Below are 22,033 nucleotides of genomic sequence, written 5' to 3'. Positions count from 1 at the left end.
GCTGTTCTATCGTTTTGGTTACATTTGTTACAAATTATTGAACTCGTGAATCGTTCAGCTAGGCAATTCAGAAATAACACTTATAGGTTACGTGAGTGATGCATAACTAGGAAAATCCACCTTATCCCAAAGTTGCTTTCTCAAGTCATCTTGGTTGGACCATTTGCCCGCCAAAAGCCACTCAACAAGTGCACTTGCCACGTCAGGGTAAGTGACCCTTTCTGCCTGCTTTTCACCGAGCCAACTACGCAAGATAGCCGCGTCTAAAAAACTCATGGTTTGAGCCAACCCGAGCGCTTCAAGCGTCGCCACATTACTTTGTTGTTCGAACTGTCCCTCAAGAGGCTTGAGAAGCAACTTCTTACCTAAAGTTAAGGCTTCTGATGGCAATTCAAAACCGCCATTGGCCACCACACCAGAGCACTGATTGAGATCGAATTGGAAGCCGGCATGACTGAGTGGTTTGAACTCAATATTTTCGACTCGGTTATACTCAATAACATTCGGGTGATAGCAGACAAAGTGATGAGAAACAAACTTCATCAACAACTCAGAGATCGCATCAAGATCCTCAAATGGTAAATAAACCAAGGTGAAGTCTTGTGTTGCTTTAGCTCGCTCATCACACGCAGGCGTGTGAACGATAGGTGGCAATATTGGCTGTTCAAAGTGATACCAGTGCAAACCAATAGAGTGCTCAGTTGGGGCGAAATGTTGAATCACGGAATGTTCAATCCAGTTGCCCCCTTCCTTAGGCACATCGTAACGGAACGCATTTTGGTGGCTTATTCCAATACACGGCACACCTTGTCTCTTAGCCGCCCATGCCGTCACAGGTTCAAAATCATTAAGCACTAAGTCATAAGGCGCAAGATCGATCTGGTTAACCTCGCGGAGAAATCGCCAGATGTTGTTCTTGATGAATGTCTTGCCGTATTTAACCTTCCCTTGCTCGCTGTAAAAAGTTAAACCGCTGCGGGTCTGATAGTTGCCAAACGCTTCCATCGAAAAGAATTTACTCTCGTCTCGCCCAGAGAACAGAAAGTCGACATCAATATTTTGCTGACGAAAAGCGACGGCCATTGCTCTCGCTCTAGCGATGTGCCCATTTCCAGTGCCCTGTACGCCATATAAAATTTTCATGCATGTTCCTTTATGTTTGCCACTTAAGCTCGGCAGTGGTTGTTGCCAACAAAATGATTACAGGATGAAGCTGATAGCAAGGCTAGTACAAGCGATGCCCAAGGCTGCGCCAATCAGTACGTCCGTTAAAAAGTGCACACCAAGTAGGATTCGAGAGCCAGCAATCGCTGCCGCCCAAATCAGGCTAAAGAGATATAAACTCGGATAGAAATGTCCGATTAGAGTCGCCATAACAAAAGCCGCAGCGGAATGCCCAGAAGGCAGGCTGTATTTATCAGATGGCACAATATGGGAGTAAAGCAATGAAGAGAATTCAGCGGGTCTACGGCGCTTAAGAGTGTTCTTGGCTAACCAATAAATCGGCAGCTCTATCGCAAAAGCGGCTAGACCAACCATTAAAAATTCACGACCTGTATAGCCATCAGCTAACAGCGCAATCAGAGCGATCAACACATATAAGTGACCATCCCCAGTATGAGACACCGCTTTACTCAGTGTTGCATGTTGCCCGCTATAACGGTTCTTCAAACAGAAAACAGAAAATGCCACATCCCAGCGGACAATCGGTTCGATAGTACGCATACGATCTCCTTAACAATCCTCATTCAGTTAAGGCTCAAGGTATGCCCCTGAAATGACAGTTAAGTGACGTTTTTAATGAACTAAAATGAATTTTGAAGCGAATTAACCGCTTTCACTAAGTAAGCTAATAGGAGCCTAGAAGCAGCCGATAAAAATAAAGCGACACAAGGCCGCTTTATTCTTCTATGTTTTTGCTTCTTTATATAAGCAAACACTACTTCTATCGTGCTAATGGTTATAGAGCTCGCTAATGATAATAGCGCTAAAGATTATAGCGCTAATGGCTCATGCTTCTTCACCAACCCGAAGTCAGCCAATATCGCGTAAGCGGCAGGGATCATAAACAACACCAGTAAGGTTGAAGCAAATATGCCAAACACAATTGAAATAACCAGAGGCTGGATAACCTGAGCCTGCAAGCTGGTTTCCGTCAACAGCGGTAGCAAACCTGCCGCTGTGGTCATTGAGGTCAAGAATACCGCACGGAAACGCTCACGACTGGCCTTCACCACCGAGTCATGAACGCTATCTCCCTCATCAACATGGTGACGAATGTACTGCACCAACAAGATGGAATCATTAACCACAATCCCAGCAAGCGACACAAAGCCCATCATGCTTGGCATACTCAAAGCGTGCCCAAGTATCCAGTGACCAACCACTACCCCAATGAAGGCTAGTGGAATCGCCAACATCACGACCACAGGTTCTAAGTAACTTCTGAACTGATAACTTAGAATCGCAAATACGCCGAATAAGCCCAATAAGAACCCTTTGCCCATCGAGGCTCCGGTCTTCGCCGCATCTTTGGCTTCCCCTTCAAAATCAAAGCGTAATCCTGGGTACTTTTGAATAAGCTTGGCTGCTTCATCTTTTTGGAACTGAGCCAAAATTGCTGAAGAGCTCGCTTTCTTATTATCAATATCACCAAAGATACTGATGGTTCTCAGCCCATCAATACGTTGGATTCGTACGTAGTTACGTTGGAAATCTAGCGTTGCCAATGTCGCTAGCGGAATCTGACTGCCATCAGCGGTGATGATTGGGAAATTAGCTAATTGCTGTAAATCACCCGCTTGTTCTTTATCAAGGCGTACCTCAATCGAAATGTTCTCGACCCCAATTTGGATTTCATCCGCAGTCTGACCAAAGAAGGCCGCACGCAATTGGGAAGCAATCATCTGCCCATTCACATTGTAGGTTTCAGCACCTGGGCGCAGTTTAACTAAGATCTCTTCCTTACCCATGCGCATGTCATCAAGCACGCCGTGCACACCATCAAACTGATTGAGGTACTCTTGAATATCTAAAGAAGCCGATTTCAACGCGGCAAGATCATCATGTTTGGCGCGGATCTCGATAGCACGACCGCCCGGCCCCATCGTCGGTTGTTTGAAAACTAGCGAGATAGGATCAGCCAAATCGCCGATGTCTTCCCGCCATGCATCAATAAAATCATCGATCACCGTGTTGCGACTCTCTGCACCACGCAAGTCTAAGCGCACAGTGGCTAAGTGTGGGCCTGATTCATTGGCATCTGCGTTTGCATTGAATTGGCTGGTGATATGCTCAACCAATTTATTACCGTCCTCAAGCTCTTCACTCCACTGCTCATTCAAACGTTCAGCAGATGCGACTATTTTATCGACGACTTTCTCGGTTTGAGACAGTGATGCACCCGGTGGAAGAATGATGCGAGCCTCGGCAATATCACCATCCAACTCAGGGAAAGGTTGGAATTTGACAACGCCACCTGCAATCAATGCTACCGAAAGCAGCAGCAGGGTAAGCACTCCGCCCATAAAGGCATAGCGGAACGTCACGACCTTCTCGACCATGTTCATCAAAGTGGTATTGCGAAAGTTCTCAAACTTCTCAAGCAGAACGACTTTAAAGCGCAGCGCTGGCTTATCATTTTTTTCTTTGTGTAATGAATGAGATAAGTGATTTGGTAGAATAAGAAACGCTTCGATTAAGCTCAGCGACAACACCAAGATAAGCACCTGAGGCACCGCTTTAAGCACCGCACCCATTTCACCATCAAGGAACAACAAACTACCAAAGATACACACAGTGGTTAGGAAAGAAGACAAGACTCCGGGGAGCACTTTCTTCACACCGTTGTACACCGCATCGTCAACGTTTTGCCCCCGATCCAGATGGGAAGCTATAGATTCGGCTATCACTATGGCGTCATCCATCATGATACCAATCGCCATTAATAAACCAACCAGTGACATAATGTTGATCGACAAGCCCAAGTTAGCCATTAAGAACAAGCCACCAAGGAAGGCTACCGGCAAACCTGCTGCAACCCAGAATGAATATCGTAAACTGAAGAACAGCCACATGGTTGCGAACACCAACACAATACCTTGCCAGCCATTGCGCACCATCATGGTTAGACGATCCCAAAGTACCGACGAGAGATCGTTGGTCATTTGCAATGTCACGCCATCGGGCGCAATCGCGCTTTGATCTTCAACGAATCGAGTCACGTTCTCTTTAATTCGTAACGCATCATCTTCTTTGTTCTTACTGATTTTCAACAGAGCAGATGGCTTACCATCAAATAGAACCTTCTGTTCATCAAGCTCAAAGCGGTTGGTTATTTTGGCTATGTCTCTCAAACGAATCACCGAGCCATTAGGCGCAGATCCAACCACAATACTTTCCAGCTCAACCGGTGTAATTCGTCTCTCATCAAAACGAATCAGAAAATTTTTGTCTGGCGTCTCAACGTTACCGCTTGGCAGTTTTACATTCTGACGGCCAATTTGGTCGGCGATATCACCGACACTCAAACCCAACTGGCGAATGGCTTGGGTATCCAGTTCGACACGATATTGGTGATCGGAAAAACCACTAACTTCGACTAAAGAAACGTCGTAATCGAGCTTCATGGTTCGTTTGAGATCTTCGGCGTAAGCTTTGAGTTCAGGCCATGAGGTTTCGGCTGTAATCGCGATATCAACTACCGGTTCATTCCAATCCAACTCTTGAACAACCGGAGATTCAATCTCACTAGGGAAATCATTGATCGAGTTGATCTGAGTTTGAACGTCCACCAGCATTCGGCCAATGTCCGCTTTCTCATTTAACTTGAGAATTAAACGAGCGCTGCCTTCGATGGCTTCACACTGAGTCTCTTCAATGTTGGCTAAGCCGTCTACTGCATCTTCCATTCGCACACATAAGCTCTCTTCCACTTCTTGTGGTGATGCGCCGGGATAAACGATCGCCGCCATAATGTAAGGTGGATCATAGGCAGGAAAGGTTTCACGTTTGATGGTTGATAGTGAGCTTATACCCAAAATCAACAACCCAAGCATCAACAAGTTTGCTGCTGTTGGGTGCCGAGAGAAAAACTTGATCATGACGCACTCTCCTGAGTATCTGATTCAAGCTCAGCCTCTTCAGAGTTCGACTCTTTCAGTAACATGCCTTCGATTGCTGGCAGGACATCATTGAGAACCAGTTTATCTCCCGTTTGTAGCTCACCACTCACAACCGCTTGATTGTCTCTGCGATAAAGCACTTCAACATTCACCACTTGCAAACGCTGATTGTCGTCCATCAGGTAAACCTTATCACCATGCAGTGCTCGCTCAGGCACAACCCAACTCAGATTCGCGACACCTTCAATCTCCGCTTTAACAAACATACCATTGACCAACGGAGGAGCGCTGTCTGGTTGCAGTTGTGAGTAGTCTTGAGCGATTTCAAGAATGATCCCTGCTGTCGCTTGGTTCTCATCAACCGTCTCACTGATTCTCGCCACCTTTGCAGGCCAATTGAGGTTAAGGCTGCCACTGTTTAGCTGAATACTTGCTTTGATCGGCGCTTCATAAGGGTTTGGTATGCCTGCGGCATCACGAGGGAATTGAGTAAAGCTTGAGGCTAAAGTTTGCATATCGTGAATAGAGAGTTGCGCCTCAACTTCCATAACTTTAATCCCGTGAGCAACAAACATCTCTTGCTGAAGATTAACCACTTGGTTCTGTTCAATATCAACCTGCGCAATTCTCATCGCTCTAGGTAGGGTGATGGTTGTTTTATCTAAAGAGCGTTGCGCCTCTTTTACTTTAGAGACATTCACCTTAATCACGGCTTCCGCAACACGCTTTTCATCTGGCATCAATGCAATTTGGTTATCAATATCCAATACAAGCTTCTGTTGAGACAGTGCACTTTGTTGTTGCAGGTCGACATCCGATTGAGAAGTCAGCCCTTTCTTACGCAGATCTTGTTTACGTTGTAGCTCTTTGTTGCTGATCACTAAGCGGTTCTTTTCGATCTTAAGAGTCTGATTCAGGTTGTCTTCTTCTTGATTCAATTTAGCTAATGAGGTCTGGCTTGATTTAAGATCCGCTTCAGCTTGTACCAACTTCAACTCGTAATCCAAGGGATCGATCTTAAGTACCTCAGTACCCGCTGGAATGATCTGCCCTTTTTCTAGGTCTGGATGTCGATAAACAATCTGCCCTGTCACCTCGGCAATGGCTTTCCATTCAACTTTAGGGACTACTTTGCCAAAGCCCACAGCCAACGGCGCGATCATTTGTTGTTCTAAACTGACGGTTTCGACTAGACGAGCCCTATCTCCCGCGGGCTTAGTCGGCAGATCCGGCTTTAAGCTAATAGCAGTCACAAGGCCGATGACACCAACCGCAAGTGCTGGAAAGAAGAGTAGTTTTTTATTTATTTTCATTATCTTTTGTCCTGCACTGCAGAAGGGCTCGGTGCGTTGATAAAGCCTTCGGTCATCAATTGAATGTTGTGTTCGATTAAACGGTTAAGAAATTCTTCATTAATCTCAATACCATGGATTGCTAATAGAGGGGGCGGAGCAATGAATGGAAACACCATCAAGCTTATATACGAAACTCGACACAATTTTGGATCCATGTTCTGTTTTAAGATGCCTTGTTCAACCAGCTTTTCAAAAATGACATCTTGGGCTGGCTTGGCGACATCGAGAAAAACCTTTTCGAGCAACTCTCTTTGCACTTCAGAGGGAGGCATATTCATCACTTGAGCAATCAAGCGAGGAAACTTGGGCACCTTGACCATCTCTTTATAGTAAGTCCGCATTAAATCAAGAAAGTTCTCATGGCTGCTTTCTTCAACCAATCTCTGCATTTGCAATTGCATCGGTCGTAGCGTTTCACGCAGCATCGCCTCAAATAATCCAGCCTTACTGCCAAAGTAATAACGGATCATCGCAATGTTCACACCCGCACGATCAGCAATCAGGCGTGTCGAGACCTTGTCGTATGACTGAACGACAAACAGATCACGAGCATGCTCAATCAATAGTTGTCGAACATCTAAGTTCTGTTGAGGTCGCCCCGCTTTTCGTGCTGTCATGGCATCAACCTATCTCTATAATTAATCATTCGATTAATTATAGAGATAAACAGGCATAACAGTAGAAGATTAATTACTCACTATTTAATCAATTGATTAATTACTTTAGTCACGCTTGTGATTTTTTTGGTGAATCGTTCCATTAAAAATATTTACTACAAAGTTTTAACCTACACATCAGCCAAACGATAAACTAACCCGCCAATACAAAACCACCATTTAGTTGATATTGCTAACACTTAAACAAAAAACAGCACAAACAAAACCAAAACACTGCCAATGCACGCTGATATTGGATTTTCTTGTTTGACGCTCAGAATAAATTACGGTAAATATGGTGTTAACAGTTTATTTACGGATATTTGTGTAATGATTTTTTCTTCTTCTCTACTGCTGAAACTTCTCCTTATCGTGAACCAATCGCGCGGGTAAGTTGTGGGTCAAGAACTACACAAATATTAAAACCCGCACTGAGCGGGTTTTTTTGTAACTGGCACTTTTAAAAGAACATCATTCTTAATAATAATTTGGATAGCAATCGATTCATTATCGATATAAGGAAGCACCCATGAACGATCAAGTAATAATTTTTGATACTACCTTACGTGACGGCGAGCAAGCATTGGCTGCAAGCCTTACGGTAAAAGAGAAGTTACAGATCGCTTATGCTCTTGAGAGACTGGGTGTAGATGTTATCGAAGCTGGCTTCCCTATTTCTTCTCCGGGTGATTTTGAGTCAGTACAAACCATCGCTAAACACATCAAAGACAGCCGTATTTGTGCGCTTTCTCGTGCCGTAGCGAAAGATATCGATGCCGCTGCCGAAGCGCTTAAAGTTGCTGACCAGTTCCGTATTCATACCTTCATCTCAACATCAACGGTTCACGTACAAGACAAATTACGCCGCAGCTACGATGACGTAGTAGAGATGGCAGTGAAAGCAGTCAAGCACGCTCGTAACTATACCGATGATGTTGAATTCTCTTGTGAAGATGCCGGCCGTACCCCTATCGACAACCTATGTCGCATGGTTGAAGCCGCGATTAACGCAGGCGCGAAAACCATCAACATTCCAGACACAGTGGGCTACACAGTACCAAATGAGTTTGGTGGCATTATCAAGACGCTATTCGATCGCGTACCCAACATCGACCAAGCGATCATCTCTGTTCACTGTCACGATGACTTAGGTATGTCGGTTGCAAACTCAATTGCTGCTGTGCAAGCGGGCGCTCGTCAAATTGAAGGCACAATCAATGGTATTGGCGAACGTGCTGGTAACTGTTCTCTAGAAGAAATCGCAATGATCATCAAAACTCGTCAAGAGCTTTTGGGTGTTCATACTGGCTTGGATCACAAGGAGATCCACCGTACCAGTAAGTTGGTAAGTCAGCTTTGCCACATGCCAATTCAAGACAACAAAGCAATCGTCGGTGCTAACGCATTCAGCCACTCTTCAGGTATTCACCAAGATGGCATGCTAAAGAACAAGAACACTTACGAGATCATGACGCCTGAGTCTATTGGCTTGAAAAACAAAGCCTTGAACCTAACAAGCCGTAGTGGCCGAGCCGCTGTTAAGAGCCACATGGACGCTATGGGTTATAAAGATAATGAGTACAACCTAGATTCATTGTACGAAGACTTCTTGAAGCTTGCTGACCGTAAAGGCCAAGTGTTCGATTACGACCTAGAAGCATTGATGCACTTCGCGAATCTACGTGATGAAGATGACTTCTATAAACTTAACTACCTAAGCGTACAATCTGGTAGTGTTATGTCTACCACCAGCATCAAACTGCAATGTGGTGATGAAGAGAAATGCGAAGCCGCTGTCGGCAATGGCCCTGTTGATGCTTTATACCAATGTATCTACCGCTTAACAGGCTACGAAATAGCGTTGGATAAGTTCGACCTAACTGCAAAAGGTGAAGGCGAAGATGGCTTAGGTCAAGCGGACATCATTGCTAACTATAAAGGCCGTAAGTACCACGGTACTGGCGTTTCAACCGATATCGTTGAAGCTTCTGGTCAAGCGTTGCTACACGTTATCAATAGCATTCAACGCGCAGACACTATTGCTGAAATGAAGCAGCAAAAATTCGCGACAGTTTAAGACCCCAATAACAGAGCCCTAGAGCCGATGTTGTTGGCTTTAGGGACAAAATTTAAAACGAGCCAAAAAGCTCAGTAACAAGAATTAAAGGATTAACATGACAGATAAATCATACAAGATTGCCGTACTACCTGGTGATGGCATTGGCCCAGAAGTAATGCAGCAAGCACATAAAGTGCTAGACGCGATTGAAAAGAAGCACGCGATTAGCTTTTCTCGCGAAGAGTATGATGTTGGTGGTATCGCAATTGATAATCACGGCTGTCCACTTCCAGAAGCGACAGTAACGGGCTGTGAAGAATCTGACGCAGTACTATTTGGCTCGGTTGGCGGACCTAAGTGGGAACATCTCCCACCAAACGATCAACCAGAGCGTGGTGCCCTACTTCCTCTACGTAAACACTTCCAACTGTTCTGTAACCTACGTCCTGCACAAATCCACAAAGGTCTAGAGTCTTTCTCTCCTTTGCGTGCTGACATCTCAGGTAACGGCTTCGATATCGTTGTAGTTCGTGAACTAACAGGCGGCATCTACTTCGGCCAACCTAAAGGTCGTGAAGGCGAAGGCGCAACTGAGAAAGCTTTTGATACAGAGGTTTATCACCGTTACGAGATCGAACGTATTGCAAAGATTGCGTTTGAATCTGCACGTCTACGTAACAAAAACGTTTACTCAATCGACAAAGCAAACGTTCTGCAGAGCTCTATCTTATGGCGTGAAGTGGTTGAAGAAATCGCAAAAGATTACCCAGATGTCACGCTAAACCACATGTACATCGACAACGCGACCATGCAGCTAATCAAAGACCCATCTCAGTTTGACGTAATGCTATGTTCAAACATCTTTGGTGACATCATCTCTGATGAGTGCGCAATGATCACAGGCTCCATGGGTATGCTTCCTTCTGCAAGCTTAAACGAAAGCAACTTCGGCCTATACGAACCAGCAGGTGGCAGCGCACCAGATATCGCAGGTAAGAACATTGCGAACCCAGTCGCGCAAATTCTTTCTGCAGCGCTAATGCTTCGTTACAGCCTAGGCGAAGAAGCGGCAGCACAAGACATCGAATCAGCGGTATCTAAAGCACTTTCTGCAGGTGAGCTAACGGCAGACCTTGCAGGTAAGAACCAAGCACTGACTACCTCTGAAATGGGTGACAAGATCGCTGAGTACATCTTAGCTTCATAAGCTAAATGCTCCGATTAGAAGCAAGTACATAAGAATAATATCAAGCCAAGTCATCGTAAACCGCATGACTTGGCTCGAAACAAACACTGGGACTGATGATCCCAAGGAAGAAAAGCTATGTCGACAAACCAGCAAGCAAAAACCTTATACGAAAAAGTTTATGACGCTCACGTTGCAGTTGCAGCAAAGGGCGAAACGCCAATTCTTTATATCGATCGCCACTTAGTCCACGAAGTAACATCACCACAAGCCTTTGATGGCCTGCGTGAAAAAGGTCGTAAAGTTCGCCAAGTAGGCAAAACTTTTGCAACCATGGATCACAACGTATCGACACAAACGAAAGATATCAACGCCTCTGGTGAGATGGCTCGTATCCAAATGGAAACGCTATCGAAAAACTGTGAAGAGTTTGGTGTCACGCTCTACGACCTAAACCACAAATACCAAGGTATTGTGCACGTAATGGGCCCTGAGCTAGGTATTACTCTGCCGGGCATGACCATTGTATGTGGTGACTCACACACAGCAACACACGGTGCATTTGGCTCATTAGCATTCGGTATCGGTACTTCAGAAGTTGAACATGTTCTAGCAACTCAAACGCTAAAACAAGCTCGCGCTAAAACCATGAAGATCGAAGTAAAAGGCAAAGTCGCTGAAGGCATTACAGCAAAAGATATCGTGCTCGCAATCATCGGTAAGACAACAGCCGCTGGCGGTACAGGCTATGTAGTTGAATTTTGTGGTGAAGCAATTACTGACCTTACAATGGAAGGTCGTATGACGGTATGTAACATGGCAATCGAGCTTGGTGCTAAAGCCGGTCTAATTGCTCCAGATGCAACGACATACGAATACATCAAAGGTCGTAAGTTCTCTCCACAAGGTGAAGACTTAGAAGCGGCAATCGAATACTGGGACACATTGAAAACTGATGTTGACGCTGAATTCGATGCAGTTGTGACACTAGAAGCAGCAGACATCAAGCCACAAGTGACTTGGGGCACTAACCCAGGTCAGGTTATCTCGGTAGACACGCCAATCCCTGCACCAGAAAGCTTTGCAGATCCTGTTGAAAAAGCTTCAGCAGAAAAGGCTCTGGCGTACATGGGCCTTGAAGCGGGTAAATCACTATCGGATTACAACGTCGATAAAGTGTTCGTGGGTTCTTGTACTAACTCGCGTATCGAAGACATGCGTGCAGCTGCAGCAGTAGCGAAAGGACGCCAAGTAGCGAAACATGTTCAAGCATTGATCGTTCCGGGCTCTGAGCAAGTTAAAGCACAAGCTGAAGCTGAAGGCTTAGATGTAATCTTTAAAGAAGCCGGCTTTGAATGGCGCCTACCAGGCTGCTCTATGTGCCTTGCAATGAACAACGACCGTTTAGGTCCACAAGAACGCTGTGCTTCTACATCAAACCGTAACTTTGAAGGTCGCCAAGGCCGTGATGGTCGTACGCACCTAGTTAGCCCAGCAATGGCAGCCGCAGCAGCAATCGCTGGTCACTTTGTCGATATTCGTGAACTTTAATTAGAGGATTTAACATGTCAGGTTTTCAACAACACACCGGATTAGTCGTTCCTCTAGATACGGCCAACATCGATACTGATGCGATCATTCCAAAGCAGTTTCTACAGAAAGTGAACCGTATCGGTTTTGGTAAGCACTTGTTCCACGATTGGCGTTTTCTAGATGACGCTGGCCAGCAGCCAAATCCTGAGTTTGTAATGAATGCACCACGCTATAAAGGCGCTTCAATTCTTCTAGCTCGTGAAAACTTTGGTTGTGGTTCATCTCGTGAACACGCACCCTGGGCGCTTGCCGATTACGGTATTCAAGTGATGATCGCGCCAAGTTTTGCCGATATTTTCTACGGTAACTCGATCAACAACCAGATGGTGCCAGTTCGTCTTACAGAGCAGGAAGTCGATGAACTATTCCAGTTCGTTGAGGCAAACGAAGGCGCTGAGATCGACGTTGATTTAGAAGCAATGAAAGTCCGTGCAAACGGTAAAGAGTACTCGTTTGAAATTGATGAGTTCCGTCGTCACTGTTTGCTAAATGGTTTAGATAATATCGGCCTTACACTTCAACATGCCGATAAGATCTCTGAGTTTGAAGCTAAGATTCCTAGCTTCCTGAAATAAAGAAGTCATGACGTCATGAAGTCATGAAGTCATGAAGTAGAATCACACAGTTTTGTGTTCATATAAAAGGTTGGCTTAGTGCCAACCTTTTTTATTTGGCTAAGCTTTTAACTTAACTTCATATGTTTATTTAAATGAAGAGCAATGAAAGAAAATGGTAAGCCTTAAGGTCTTAGTAGTCAGTCATCAGGAGAATGCCATGAAACAACTACTTTTTATTGTCAGCCTACTTTTCTCAACCTTAGCTTGGTCTGCGCCTAAATCCGATCTTTGGCCATACTGGAATCAAAGCAACGAAACCAATCTAGAACAGGTATCTCATCAAGATTGGCAACAATTCCTCGATAACTATTTAGTAAAACAAGGTCAGCACACCTTAGTTAGATATCAAACGGTGAGTTCTTCAGACAAAACCAAACTGAAGCAGTACATAAGCCGACTTGAACAGATTGACCCACTCTACTATCCAAAAGCGGAACAGTATGCCTATTGGGTTAATCTATATAACGCCGTGACTGTCGATTTGATTCTTGATGCCTACCCGATCAAATCCATCACTAAACTTGGCGGACTATTTAGTTTTGGGCCATGGGGAGATGATGTCGTCGTCGTTAACGGGAAGTCACTGACACTCAATGACATTGAACATCGAATTTTAAGACCGATTTGGCAAGATCCGCGCACTCATTATGCGGTGAATTGTGCGAGTTTGGGTTGCCCTAACTTACAACTTCAAGCATTTACGACTGACAACACCGAGACTCTACTAGAACAAGCGGCCTCTGAGTTTGTTAATAGTGACAAAGGTGTGTGGGTTAAAGGTAATAAGCTCCAACTATCATCGATTTACGAATGGTTTGCTGTGGATTTTGGTACAGAGAAACAGCTCATTCAGCACTTAGACCAATATCGAACTCAACCTATCACGAATACTCACAAAATCAGCTATGACTATAATTGGTCACTTAACCAAGCGAACTAGTTTTAACATTAAAGCTCATGAATGAAGCTAAACAAAAAGAGGCTAGAGGTTTTTATTAACCTCTAGCCTCTTTTTTATCTATTGAACCGTATTTCTACGATTAAAAGCTTGAGCCCGGTTGCTGTAAAAACCCAACCTCTTCGGGAGTCGAAGCTCTACCTAACACCTCATTACGGTGAGGGTAGCGACCAAAACGCTCAATAATGACCTTATGCTTAAACTCAAAATCCAAGTTATTCTCTAAGCCTGTCTGAGAAAAAAGCATCACAGCCTGTTCATGCATCAGCAAAGACTCACTGTGCATATAAGGCATATACAGGAAGCTTTTTTGTTGCTCGTTAAGCTGGTGATCAAAACCACCCGATACCGCCTCTTGGGCTAGAGCCAACGCCATTGGGTCAGCCGAAAAAGCTGTCGGACTGTTTCTGCCAAGATTTCTAGAAAACTGATCCAGCACGATAATCTCTGCCAAGCGCCCTTGTGCGTTTTGTCGCCATTCAAATAGCTCACCTTGGATAACTGCTTTGTGCAGTTCAGCAAAACGAGATTCTATTAAAGCATCAATTTCTTCGCCGCCAGCAAACCAGTCTTTTGGCGTCAATTCATCGAACCAAAACTCTAGAACATCCTGATACGTTACCGTCATATAATTCCCTTTAATAAAAAACCGAGTAACTTTGTTATTACTCGGTTTAGTGTTCGATTACTTAAAACCTTTGACCTTCTTTATCAGGTCATAAGCATTTTGAATTTCTTGCGATTTCTCTTTCGCAACATTCATCATCTCCGGCGGTAAGCCCTTCGCCATCAGTTTATCTGGGTGATGCTCATTCATCAGCTTGCGGTAGGCTTTCTTCACCTCTTTACCGTCAGCACTTTCACTCACACCAAGAACCTTATATGCGTCGCCTAGCTGGTTCTGTTGTGAAGCCTGTTGCCAACCTGATGATTGCCCATGGCCTTGATGGCCACCAAAGCTTCCACCTTGCTGTTGGAAACGAAACGCTGCTTCTTGCATCTGCAAACGACGCTCTAGTTGCTCTGCTGAAAAGCCAAGGCCTTGCGCTATCTTATGCAAAACCTGACGTTCACTAGGGTGCAAACTTCCATCAGCAAATGCAGCAGATACTTGTAGCTCTAAAAAAAACTGCAGGAGATCAAAACGGCCACCCGATGAGATCTTCACACGCTCAAGCACATCGCTTAACGGGAAGTCACTCTGCTTGCCGTCACGGAAAGCATCTTGAGCCGCTTTACGTTGTTCGCCATGCAGGTTCATACGCTCCATCATTGTAGAAGCGAGCTGAATCTCTTCTGGTGTAACCTGCCCCTTAGCTTTAGCAACGTGTCCCATAACCGCAAAAGCAGATTTGAAAAACTCGTTTTGTCTTTCAGCTTGGCTTGGACCTCGGCCAAAACCAGAGCTATTGAAGCCCGATTGGTTCAATCGGCGAGCTTTATCGAACTGGTGCCCTAAAAATAGGCCAAAAACTAAACCGAGCGGCCCCCCAAATAAAAAACCAAAAAAAGCGCCCAAAATTTTGCCAAATATTTGCATTATGTGTTCTCTATCTATGAATTTTGTCTGAGTAATGCTGTCTGATGATGCTGAATGCTAATATTTCCTTTATCATAAGGAAAATGCTTTATTAATTGGATTGATACTAGATCAACCCTTCATCTAGTGACACAGGATAGTTCAACTTCATGCAATCTTTTTCCCGCACCTTGTTAGCCGCGTCTATAAGTACGGCATTATACGTATCGACAACTCAAGCTGAAACAATCACAGATAGTAGTGTGCAGGAAATGCCCTCTATAGATCAATGCTTGATCGAGCCCGCTGCTGAAAACGAGACACAACTTCCCGCTCATGTTGAGTCCGATCGCTTAGAGGCTATCAATGGTGACAAGGCAATCTACTCAGGTGATGTAAGAGTTACCCAAGGAAACAAAACCATCCTTGCCGACAATGTAACGCTTCACCAACAAGAAAATATCGTTGTAGCTGAAGGCAACGTAAACTTTAGCGATGGTCAAATAAAGTCAGTGGCAGACAGAGCCACTAACAATCTGACCACCGATGAAATGACGCTCGAAAATACCGATTATGAGTTCCTCTGTGAGCAAGGGCGAGGAGATGCGGTTTACATCGCAAAAACCGGAAAAGCGGTTTATGAGATTGAAGATGGCTCAATCACCTCTTGCCCTATCGGCGACAATGCATGGCGACTAAGAGCGTCAAGTATCGATGTCGACCAAAATGAAGAAGAGGCTACGTTCTACAACCCAAGGTTTGAAATTCAGAGCGTCCCTGTTTTTTATCTGCCGTACTTAACCGTTCCGATTGGTGATACGCGTAAAACAGGCTTCTTATATCCAACGGTATCATATGGCTCAAGTGATGGTTTTGAATTTGAGATCCCTGTTTATTGGAATTTGGCACCAGAGTATGACCTCAAAACCACTTTTAAGCACATGAAAGAGCGTGGTACTCAGCTTAACAGTGAATTTAGATATTTAAGCGATTTTGGTTCCGGGATGATTAAGTCTGAATACTTGCCTGATGACAAAAAATACCCAGAGAAAGGCAAACGTTGGGGGGCTCAACTTAATCACTCAGGAATATTCCAAGAATCTTGGTTGTTTGAAATTGATTACTCAAAAGTTGGCGATATCGAGTACTTCACAGATGTCAACGGAAGCGGCATTGGTAACCGTGAAGATGGCCAGCTTCTTCAAGAAGGGCAGGCTACATACCGTTCTCAAAATTGGGATGCGTCTGTACTTGTGCGAGATTTTCAGGTCCTCACAAATACGACAAACAACCTTCCATACCGCCTGCTCCCACAGCTGGAATATAACTATTATGCCCCGGAGGTAATGGAGTATTTAGATTTCGACTTGGTCAGCCATGTGTCTCTGTTTGATACAGATGCAAAAGGGAAACCATCGGCAACTCGTATTCACGTTGAGCCGGGAATTACAATTCCAGTAGGCAACACTTGGGGTACTTGGACCACAGAAGCCCGACTTCTTGGTACTTACTACCAACAAGATCTTGATGGTGTTGATACCACAAGTGACAAATATAAAGATTTAGAAAAGTCAGTAAGTCGAGTTGTCCCAGAATTTAGGAGTCATGCTGGTATCGTTTTAGAAAGAGATACCAAGGTTATTGGTAACTACACTCAAACTCTAGAACCCCAAGTTCAATACCTGTATGTACCAAAAGAAGATCAAAACAACATTGGTCTTTACGATACGACACTTCTGCAGACTGATTATTATGGCCTGTTTAGAAGCCGTAAATACAGTGGTGTAGACCGTATCGCTGCAGCTAACCAAGTAAGCTACGGTGCATCATCTCGTTTCTTTGATGATGAGTATAAAGAGCGACTCAATGTGTCTTTTGGACAGATCTTTTATATCGACAAAGATACAAAACAACATCTAACACTTGACACTAAAGATAAGAACTCGAATTACTCATCTTGGGCTGTAGAAGTCGACTTTAATTACGACGACTACCTGTTTTATCATGGTGGGGTTCAGTACGACATCGATACCACAGCAATGCAACTAGCCAACAGCACCATTGAGTACCGTTTTTCTGGTGGTTATATCCAAACCAACTACCGCTACGTAACCAAAGAGTATATCGAAGACACTGTTGATTTTAATGTTGGATCGATTACTAAAGATGGTATATCTCAAGCAGGATTACTCGGAGCCTACCAGATTTCACGTAAGTGGAGTGCCAGCGCTCAGTACTTCTATGATTTAACAACCGAAGAGAACCTTGAGTGGTTAGCTAAACTCAATTACAAGTCCGATTGTTGGTATATCGGCTTCACCTATAGTAACCAATTGCGTAGATGGGAAGGTGATTACATCAACACATCGAATGCGACACCAGTATACGAGAAAAACTTTGGCTTTAACTTCGGTATTGTTGGCTTTGGTACCAACATAGGCTCAAACTCAAGCGAAGTAAGTGAAACAAGCTCAAGTAACGCACTCAGCTATGGTCGCCCATTCTTCTTAAACAACTAATTTTCTTTATTGATAACACATCGGTAAATATAAAGGATTACACATGACATTGTGGAAACGCACATTAATAGCTATCGCAGCGGCTTGTACTTTATCAACAAGCTATGCCGCACCAGTTGAACTCGATAGCGTAAAAGTAATCGTCAACGAGGGCGTGATCTTACAAAGTGACATTGATACTTCAATGAAAACACTGCGCGCAAACGCGAAGAAAAGCGGACAAACATTACCATCACAAGATGTATTGAATGAGCAAGTTCTAGAAAAACTGATCATCGATACAATTCAGACCCAAGAAGCGGAACGTATTGGGGTTCGAATTGATGATGCTCGACTGGATCAAGCGATTGAAGGCATTGCCAAAGATAACAACCAAACAGTACAACAACTTACCGCATCGGTTGCGGAAGAAGGCCTTAGCTACAACGCATTTCGTGAGCAAGTGAGAAAAGAGATTGCTGCAAGTGAAGCTCGTAATGCCTTGGTTCGCCGTCGTATTAATATCCTTCCTGCAGAAGTCGACAACCTAGCGGACATCTTAGCACAAGAAACCAATGCGACGGTTCAATACAAAATTGGCCACATCCAACTTCGATTCAATGATGACCAAACCAAAGAAGAATTAGAAGCACAAGCGACAGATTTAGTGGAAGAGCTAAACAACGGCAAAGACTTCAGCACCATGGCTTATACTTACTCTAAAGGCCCTAAAGCACTACAAGGTGGTGATTGGGGTTGGATGCGTAAAGAAGAGATGCCTACGATTTTTGCAGATCAAATAAAAATGCAGAACAAAGGCAGCATCATCGGCCCTTTCCGAAGTGGTGTTGGCTTTCATATTCTAAAAATTGAAGACGTAAAAGGTTTGGAAACCGTTGCAGTTACCGAAGTTAATGCACGTCATATTTTGATTAAGCCAACGGTTATCTTGAGTGATGACGGTGCGAAAGAGCAGCTTGAAGAAATCACGCGTCGTGTAAACGCAGGTGAAGCGAGCTTTGGTGATCTTGCACAGCAATACAGCCAAGATCCAGGTTCAGCAGTACAAGATGGTGAGTTAGGCTACCAAACTCCAGATTTATACGTTCCTGAGTTCAAACACCAAGTAGAAACGCTACCTGAAGGTAAGATCAGTGCGCCATTCAAAACCGTTCACGGTTGGCACATTGTTGAAGTACTAGACCGTCGCGAAGTAGACCGTACCGATTCAGCATTGAAAAACAAAGCTTATCAAATTCTATTTAACCGTAAGTTCAACGAAGAAGTCGGTGCTTGGCTGCAAGAAATAAGAGCTAGCGCCTTTGTTGAAGTGGTTGAGGACGACCAAGATGACAACTAAACGCCTTGTCATTACGGCAGGTGAACCAGCGGGAATTGGGCCAGATCTAACTCTGGCTCTATCTCAAGAAAGCTGGCCACATCAGCTCGTCGTTTGTGCGGACAAAACCCTACTAGCAGAGCGAGCTGAAATGTTAGGGATTGAGGTTGAGCTGTTGGACTACGACTCAACCGCGCCTAAGCAACCTCAACGCTCTGGAACACTGGTTGTGAAACATGTTCCACTCGCTGAAGTCGCCGTCGCGGGTCAACTTAATGAAGCGAACGGCCACTACGTATTAAATACATTAGAAACCGCAGCAATTGGCTGTATGAATGATGAATTTGATGCTATTGTCACCGGCCCTGTTCACAAGGGTGTAATTAACCGAGCTGGCGTTGCTTTTAGTGGCCATACCGAGTTCTTTGCAGAGAAGTCCAATACTCCACTTGTCGTGATGATGTTGGCAACAGAAGGGCTGCGTGTTGCGCTAGTAACAACGCACATCCCGCTAGCTTATGTATCTCAAGCAGTGACCGAAGACAGATTAGAGCAAATCATTGCTATTCTGCATAAAGATTTGGTCGAAAAGTTTGCTATAGAGAAACCAACTATTTACGTGTGTGGATTGAACCCACATGCGGGTGAAGATGGTTGTTTGGGTCGTGAAGAGATAGAAACTATCACCCCTACGCTAGAAAAAATTCGCCAGAAAGACGGTATTAATTTAGTTGGCCCATTGCCAGCAGACACCATCTTTAATGAAAAATATTTGCAAGATGCAGATGCTGTTTTAGGTATGTATCACGACCAAGTACTCCCGGTATTGAAATACAAAGGGTTTGGTCGCTCAGTGAACATCACGCTTGGCTTACCGTTTATTCGCACATCAGTCGATCACGGTACCGCCTTAGATTTGGCAGGGAAAGGCCAAGCCGATACAGGGAGCTTTAGAACAGCGCTCACGCACGCCATTGAATTAGTAGAGAAAAAACAATGAGAAATGATGTCCACTTAGGGCACAAAGCGCGTAAACGTTTTGGTCAAAACTTCCTTAACGATCCATACATTATTGATGGAATCGTATCGAGTATTAACCCTCTACCAGGCCAGAACTTAGTAGAAATCGGCCCTGGTCTTGGTGCGATTACTGAGCCTGTTGGCAAGCTTGTCGACAAGTTCACAGTAATTGAACTGGATAGAGATCTTGCTGAACGTCTGCGTAATCACCCTGATCTTGCTGAAAAGTTAACGATCTATGAAGGCGATGCAATGAAGTTCGATTTCGAACAGCTTGTTAAGCCAAACAACAAGCTACGTATCTTCGGTAACTTGCCATACAACATCTCTACACCATTGATGTTCCACCTTTTTGAGTTCCATAAAGACGTGCAAGACATGCACTTTATGCTTCAAAAAGAAGTGGTTAACCGATTAGCAGCGGGTCCTGGCACTAAAGCTTACGGTCGTCTAACGGTTATGGCTCAATACTACTGTAAAGTCACTCCTGTGCTAGAAGTGCCACCGACAGCATTTGTTCCGCCACCGAAAGTAGACTCTGCAGTCGTTCGCCTTCAGCCTTATGAAGTACTGCCTTACCCGGCAAAAGATCTTAAGTGGTTAGATCGCGTATGTCGCGAAGGCTTTAACCAGCGTCGTAAAACAGTACGTAACTGCTACAAGAGCCTAATCGACAAGGAAGTGCTTGAAGAGCTAGGTGTAAACCCTGGCATGCGCCCTGAGAACCTGACGCTCGAACAGTTTGTCGATATGGCGAACTGGTTGCACGACAGTCACAACGCTGACAAATAATCGAAAAAGGCTCCTACACTTCGGTGAGGAGCCTATTTTTTATGTAATACTTAAAGCATACCAACAACAAAAGGTGCGAATATGGATATATCTACGCCTTGTATCAAATGCCAAGTTCATTCTAAATATATTGAAGAACAATCTGAGCCATCTAAGAATCGCTACGTTTTCGCTTACATCATTACCATCAAAAATCTAAGTAAAACAACGGTACAACTTATGTCTCGCCGCTGGCTGATTACCGACTCTAACGGTAAACAACTCACCATAGAAGGTGATGGCGTGGTTGGACAGCAGCCCGTGATTGAAGCCAATGACGAATACACATATACCAGTGGTACGGTCATCGAAACCCCTGTGGGTGTTATGCAAGGTCACTATGTGATGACCGATCATAAAGGCATTGATTTCATAACAGAAGTCGACCCATTTAGACTGGCTATCCCCAATATCCTTAACTAGTACGCATCTCTACCACTTACAGGAAAATACTGTGTCGAATTATATTGTCGGAGACATTCAAGGATGCTTCGACGAGCTTCAGTTACTGCTTGAAACCATCAACTTTGATAAACAACAAGATACGTTATGGGTCGCCGGAGACTTAGTTGCTCGTGGCCCTAAATCCTTAGAGACGTTACGTTTTGTTCGTAGCCTTGGCAGTTCAGCGAAGGTGGTATTGGGTAACCATGATTTACATCTACTTGCGGTATCCTTAGGCCTCTTTTCAGCCAAACCAAAAGACAAGACTCAACCAATTCTTGATGCTGAAGACCGTGACCAATTGCTGGAATGGTTAAGACAACAACCCTTGATGCAAGAGCACCCAGAGTTTGTCATGACACATGCAGGCATCTCACCTCAATGGGACTTGGAACAAGCACGTACAGAGAATCGAGAGATAACGTCATTACTGAAATCGAACTGTTGGCAGTGGCTTATTGAGAACATGTACAGCAACACGCCAGATCTCTGGAACAACGAGTTGCAAGACATCGAACGTTATCGCTATGCGATCAATAGCCTGACAAGAATGCGCTTCTGTTTTGAAGATGGCCGACTCGACATGGCATGTAAGCTACCACCGAATGAAATTACCGATGAACCACTAGTGCCATGGTTTGACCTTCCGCAACGCATAAAGCTCGATAAAACCGTTGTTTTTGGACACTGGGCTGCGCTTGAAGGCTATAACGGAAAAGATGTAATTGGACTTGATACTGGATGCGTCTGGGGAGGAGAATTGACGATACTTCGCTGGGAAGATAAAAAGTTTTTCACTCAAGATGCGCTATAGAGATACGAGAAGTTTGCGTTA

At 44.4% G+C, this 22,033-nt stretch carries 18 protein-coding genes; 11 read left to right on the top strand and 7 right to left on the bottom strand.

The genetic code is table 11. The features are described 5' to 3' along the window. Positions 1 to 87 precede the first annotated feature (87 nt). The 5 genes from AB4232_RS08655 to AB4232_RS08635 all read right to left on the bottom strand — a co-directional run bounded on the left by AB4232_RS08655 (position 88) and on the right by AB4232_RS08635 (position 7,095). On the bottom strand, positions 88 to 1,143 hold the full coding sequence (locus tag AB4232_RS08655; protein WP_372086935.1) for an MJ1255/VC2487 family glycosyltransferase: 1,056 nt from the start codon (positions 1,141 to 1,143) through the stop codon (positions 88 to 90). Positions 1,144 to 1,200: 57 nt separating this feature from the next. Continuing rightward, positions 1,201 to 1,725, bottom strand: a complete 525-nt coding sequence (locus tag AB4232_RS08650) for a phosphatase PAP2 family protein (RefSeq protein WP_048657992.1) — start codon at positions 1,723 to 1,725, stop codon at positions 1,201 to 1,203. 269 nt (positions 1,726 to 1,994) lie between these two features. Further along, positions 1,995 to 5,102: an efflux RND transporter permease subunit gene (locus AB4232_RS08645; RefSeq protein WP_372086934.1), complete on the bottom strand. Its 3,108-nt coding sequence runs from the start codon at positions 5,100 to 5,102 to the stop codon at positions 1,995 to 1,997. Then, positions 5,099 to 6,436 (bottom strand): efflux RND transporter periplasmic adaptor subunit, encoded by a 1,338-nt coding sequence (locus tag AB4232_RS08640; protein ID WP_372086933.1) that lies wholly within the window; start codon positions 6,434 to 6,436, stop codon positions 5,099 to 5,101. The genes AB4232_RS08645 and AB4232_RS08640 overlap by 4 nt, the downstream gene beginning before the upstream one ends. Then, positions 6,436 to 7,095 carry a TetR/AcrR family transcriptional regulator gene (locus AB4232_RS08635; RefSeq protein ID WP_009847815.1) on the bottom strand — a complete coding sequence of 220 codons (660 nt, stop codon included), beginning with the start codon at positions 7,093 to 7,095 and terminating at the stop codon, positions 6,436 to 6,438. The genes AB4232_RS08640 and AB4232_RS08635 overlap by 1 nt, the downstream gene beginning before the upstream one ends. A gap of 568 nt (positions 7,096 to 7,663) precedes the next feature. Between AB4232_RS08635 and leuA the strand changes: the two genes are divergently transcribed. The 5 genes from leuA to AB4232_RS08610 all read left to right on the top strand — a co-directional run bounded on the left by leuA (position 7,664) and on the right by AB4232_RS08610 (position 13,529). Beyond that, on the top strand, positions 7,664 to 9,211 hold the full coding sequence (gene leuA, locus AB4232_RS08630) for a 2-isopropylmalate synthase (RefSeq protein ID WP_009847816.1): 1,548 nt from the start codon (positions 7,664 to 7,666) through the stop codon (positions 9,209 to 9,211). 97 nt (positions 9,212 to 9,308) lie between these two features. Beyond that, entirely contained in the window at positions 9,309 to 10,400 is a 1,092-nt protein-coding gene (gene leuB, locus AB4232_RS08625; protein WP_017102937.1) for a 3-isopropylmalate dehydrogenase, read from the top strand. 117 nt (positions 10,401 to 10,517) lie between these two features. Then, the gene (leuC, locus tag AB4232_RS08620; protein ID WP_012603168.1) at positions 10,518 to 11,930 is read left to right on the top strand and encodes a 3-isopropylmalate dehydratase large subunit; all 1,413 of its coding nucleotides are present in this window, start codon (positions 10,518 to 10,520) and stop codon (positions 11,928 to 11,930) included. A gap of 14 nt (positions 11,931 to 11,944) precedes the next feature. Continuing rightward, positions 11,945 to 12,547: a 3-isopropylmalate dehydratase small subunit gene (gene leuD, locus AB4232_RS08615; protein WP_017105408.1), complete on the top strand. Its 603-nt coding sequence runs from the start codon at positions 11,945 to 11,947 to the stop codon at positions 12,545 to 12,547. 199 nt (positions 12,548 to 12,746) lie between these two features. Further along, positions 12,747 to 13,529 carry a DUF547 domain-containing protein gene (locus AB4232_RS08610; protein ID WP_029224049.1) on the top strand — a complete coding sequence of 261 codons (783 nt, stop codon included), beginning with the start codon at positions 12,747 to 12,749 and terminating at the stop codon, positions 13,527 to 13,529. A 100-nt stretch (positions 13,530 to 13,629) separates the two neighbouring features. Here the strand turns inward: AB4232_RS08610 and AB4232_RS08605 are convergent, their stop codons facing one another. Further along, positions 13,630 to 14,175, bottom strand: coding sequence for a DUF924 family protein (locus AB4232_RS08605; protein ID WP_372086932.1), 546 nt, complete (start codon positions 14,173 to 14,175; stop codon positions 13,630 to 13,632). Between the two features lie 57 nt (positions 14,176 to 14,232). Beyond that, positions 14,233 to 15,087, bottom strand: a complete 855-nt coding sequence (djlA, locus tag AB4232_RS08600; protein ID WP_372086931.1) for a co-chaperone DjlA — start codon at positions 15,085 to 15,087, stop codon at positions 14,233 to 14,235. Positions 15,088 to 15,236: 149 nt separating this feature from the next. On the opposite strand from djlA, the gene lptD reads away from it, so the two are divergent. The 6 genes from lptD to AB4232_RS08570 all read left to right on the top strand — a co-directional run bounded on the left by lptD (position 15,237) and on the right by AB4232_RS08570 (position 22,012). Continuing rightward, the gene (gene lptD / locus AB4232_RS08595) at positions 15,237 to 17,585 is read left to right on the top strand and encodes an LPS assembly protein LptD (protein ID WP_017098911.1); all 2,349 of its coding nucleotides are present in this window, start codon (positions 15,237 to 15,239) and stop codon (positions 17,583 to 17,585) included. Positions 17,586 to 17,628: 43 nt separating this feature from the next. Continuing rightward, positions 17,629 to 18,924 (top strand): peptidylprolyl isomerase SurA, encoded by a 1,296-nt coding sequence (gene surA / locus AB4232_RS08590; RefSeq protein ID WP_017098910.1) that lies wholly within the window; start codon positions 17,629 to 17,631, stop codon positions 18,922 to 18,924. After that, positions 18,914 to 19,903: a 4-hydroxythreonine-4-phosphate dehydrogenase PdxA gene (pdxA, locus tag AB4232_RS08585; protein ID WP_032500205.1), complete on the top strand. Its 990-nt coding sequence runs from the start codon at positions 18,914 to 18,916 to the stop codon at positions 19,901 to 19,903. Before surA ends, pdxA begins: the two co-directional genes overlap by 11 nt. Then, positions 19,900 to 20,715, top strand: a complete 816-nt coding sequence (rsmA, locus tag AB4232_RS08580; protein ID WP_009847826.1) for a 16S rRNA (adenine(1518)-N(6)/adenine(1519)-N(6))-dimethyltransferase RsmA — start codon at positions 19,900 to 19,902, stop codon at positions 20,713 to 20,715. Before pdxA ends, rsmA begins: the two co-directional genes overlap by 4 nt. Before the next feature lie 81 nt (positions 20,716 to 20,796). Beyond that, on the top strand, positions 20,797 to 21,177 hold the full coding sequence (gene apaG / locus AB4232_RS08575; protein WP_009847827.1) for a Co2+/Mg2+ efflux protein ApaG: 381 nt from the start codon (positions 20,797 to 20,799) through the stop codon (positions 21,175 to 21,177). 31 nt (positions 21,178 to 21,208) lie between these two features. Further along, the gene (locus AB4232_RS08570; protein ID WP_372086930.1) at positions 21,209 to 22,012 is read left to right on the top strand and encodes a symmetrical bis(5'-nucleosyl)-tetraphosphatase; all 804 of its coding nucleotides are present in this window, start codon (positions 21,209 to 21,211) and stop codon (positions 22,010 to 22,012) included. Positions 22,013 to 22,033: the final 21 nt, after the last annotated feature.

The sequence above is a fragment of the Vibrio sp. 10N.286.46.A8 genome (assembly GCF_041470165.1).
Classification (GTDB): domain Bacteria; phylum Pseudomonadota; class Gammaproteobacteria; order Enterobacterales; family Vibrionaceae; genus Vibrio; species Vibrio tasmaniensis_A.
This window is presented reverse-complemented; position numbering and strand designations above follow the sequence as displayed.

Bases quoted from the DNA above. Each gene is read 5' to 3' on its own strand.
- AB4232_RS08655 (WP_372086935.1), bottom strand. From the start codon at position 1,143: ATGAAAATTTTATATGGCGTACAGGGCACTGGAAATGGGCACATCGCT.
- leuD (WP_017105408.1), top strand. From the start codon at position 11,945: ATGTCAGGTTTTCAACAACACACCGGATTAGTCGTTCCTCTAGATACG.
- AB4232_RS08650 (WP_048657992.1), bottom strand. From the start codon at position 1,725: ATGCGTACTATCGAACCGATTGTCCGCTGGGATGTGGCATTTTCTGTT.
- AB4232_RS08605 (WP_372086932.1), bottom strand. From the start codon at position 14,175: ATGACGGTAACGTATCAGGATGTTCTAGAGTTTTGGTTCGATGAATTG.
- leuA (WP_009847816.1), top strand. From the start codon at position 7,664: ATGAACGATCAAGTAATAATTTTTGATACTACCTTACGTGACGGCGAG.
- pdxA (WP_032500205.1), top strand. From the start codon at position 18,914: ATGACAACTAAACGCCTTGTCATTACGGCAGGTGAACCAGCGGGAATT.
- leuB (WP_017102937.1), top strand. From the start codon at position 9,309: ATGACAGATAAATCATACAAGATTGCCGTACTACCTGGTGATGGCATT.
- leuC (WP_012603168.1), top strand. From the start codon at position 10,518: ATGTCGACAAACCAGCAAGCAAAAACCTTATACGAAAAAGTTTATGAC.
- AB4232_RS08610 (WP_029224049.1), top strand. From the start codon at position 12,747: ATGAAACAACTACTTTTTATTGTCAGCCTACTTTTCTCAACCTTAGCT.
- surA (WP_017098910.1), top strand. From the start codon at position 17,629: ATGACATTGTGGAAACGCACATTAATAGCTATCGCAGCGGCTTGTACT.
- AB4232_RS08645 (WP_372086934.1), bottom strand. From the start codon at position 5,102: ATGATCAAGTTTTTCTCTCGGCACCCAACAGCAGCAAACTTGTTGATG.
- apaG (WP_009847827.1), top strand. From the start codon at position 20,797: ATGGATATATCTACGCCTTGTATCAAATGCCAAGTTCATTCTAAATAT.
- rsmA (WP_009847826.1), top strand. From the start codon at position 19,900: ATGAGAAATGATGTCCACTTAGGGCACAAAGCGCGTAAACGTTTTGGT.
- lptD (WP_017098911.1), top strand. From the start codon at position 15,237: ATGCAATCTTTTTCCCGCACCTTGTTAGCCGCGTCTATAAGTACGGCA.
- djlA (WP_372086931.1), bottom strand. From the start codon at position 15,087: ATGCAAATATTTGGCAAAATTTTGGGCGCTTTTTTTGGTTTTTTATTT.
- AB4232_RS08640 (WP_372086933.1), bottom strand. From the start codon at position 6,436: ATGAAAATAAATAAAAAACTACTCTTCTTTCCAGCACTTGCGGTTGGT.
- AB4232_RS08635 (WP_009847815.1), bottom strand. From the start codon at position 7,095: ATGACAGCACGAAAAGCGGGGCGACCTCAACAGAACTTAGATGTTCGA.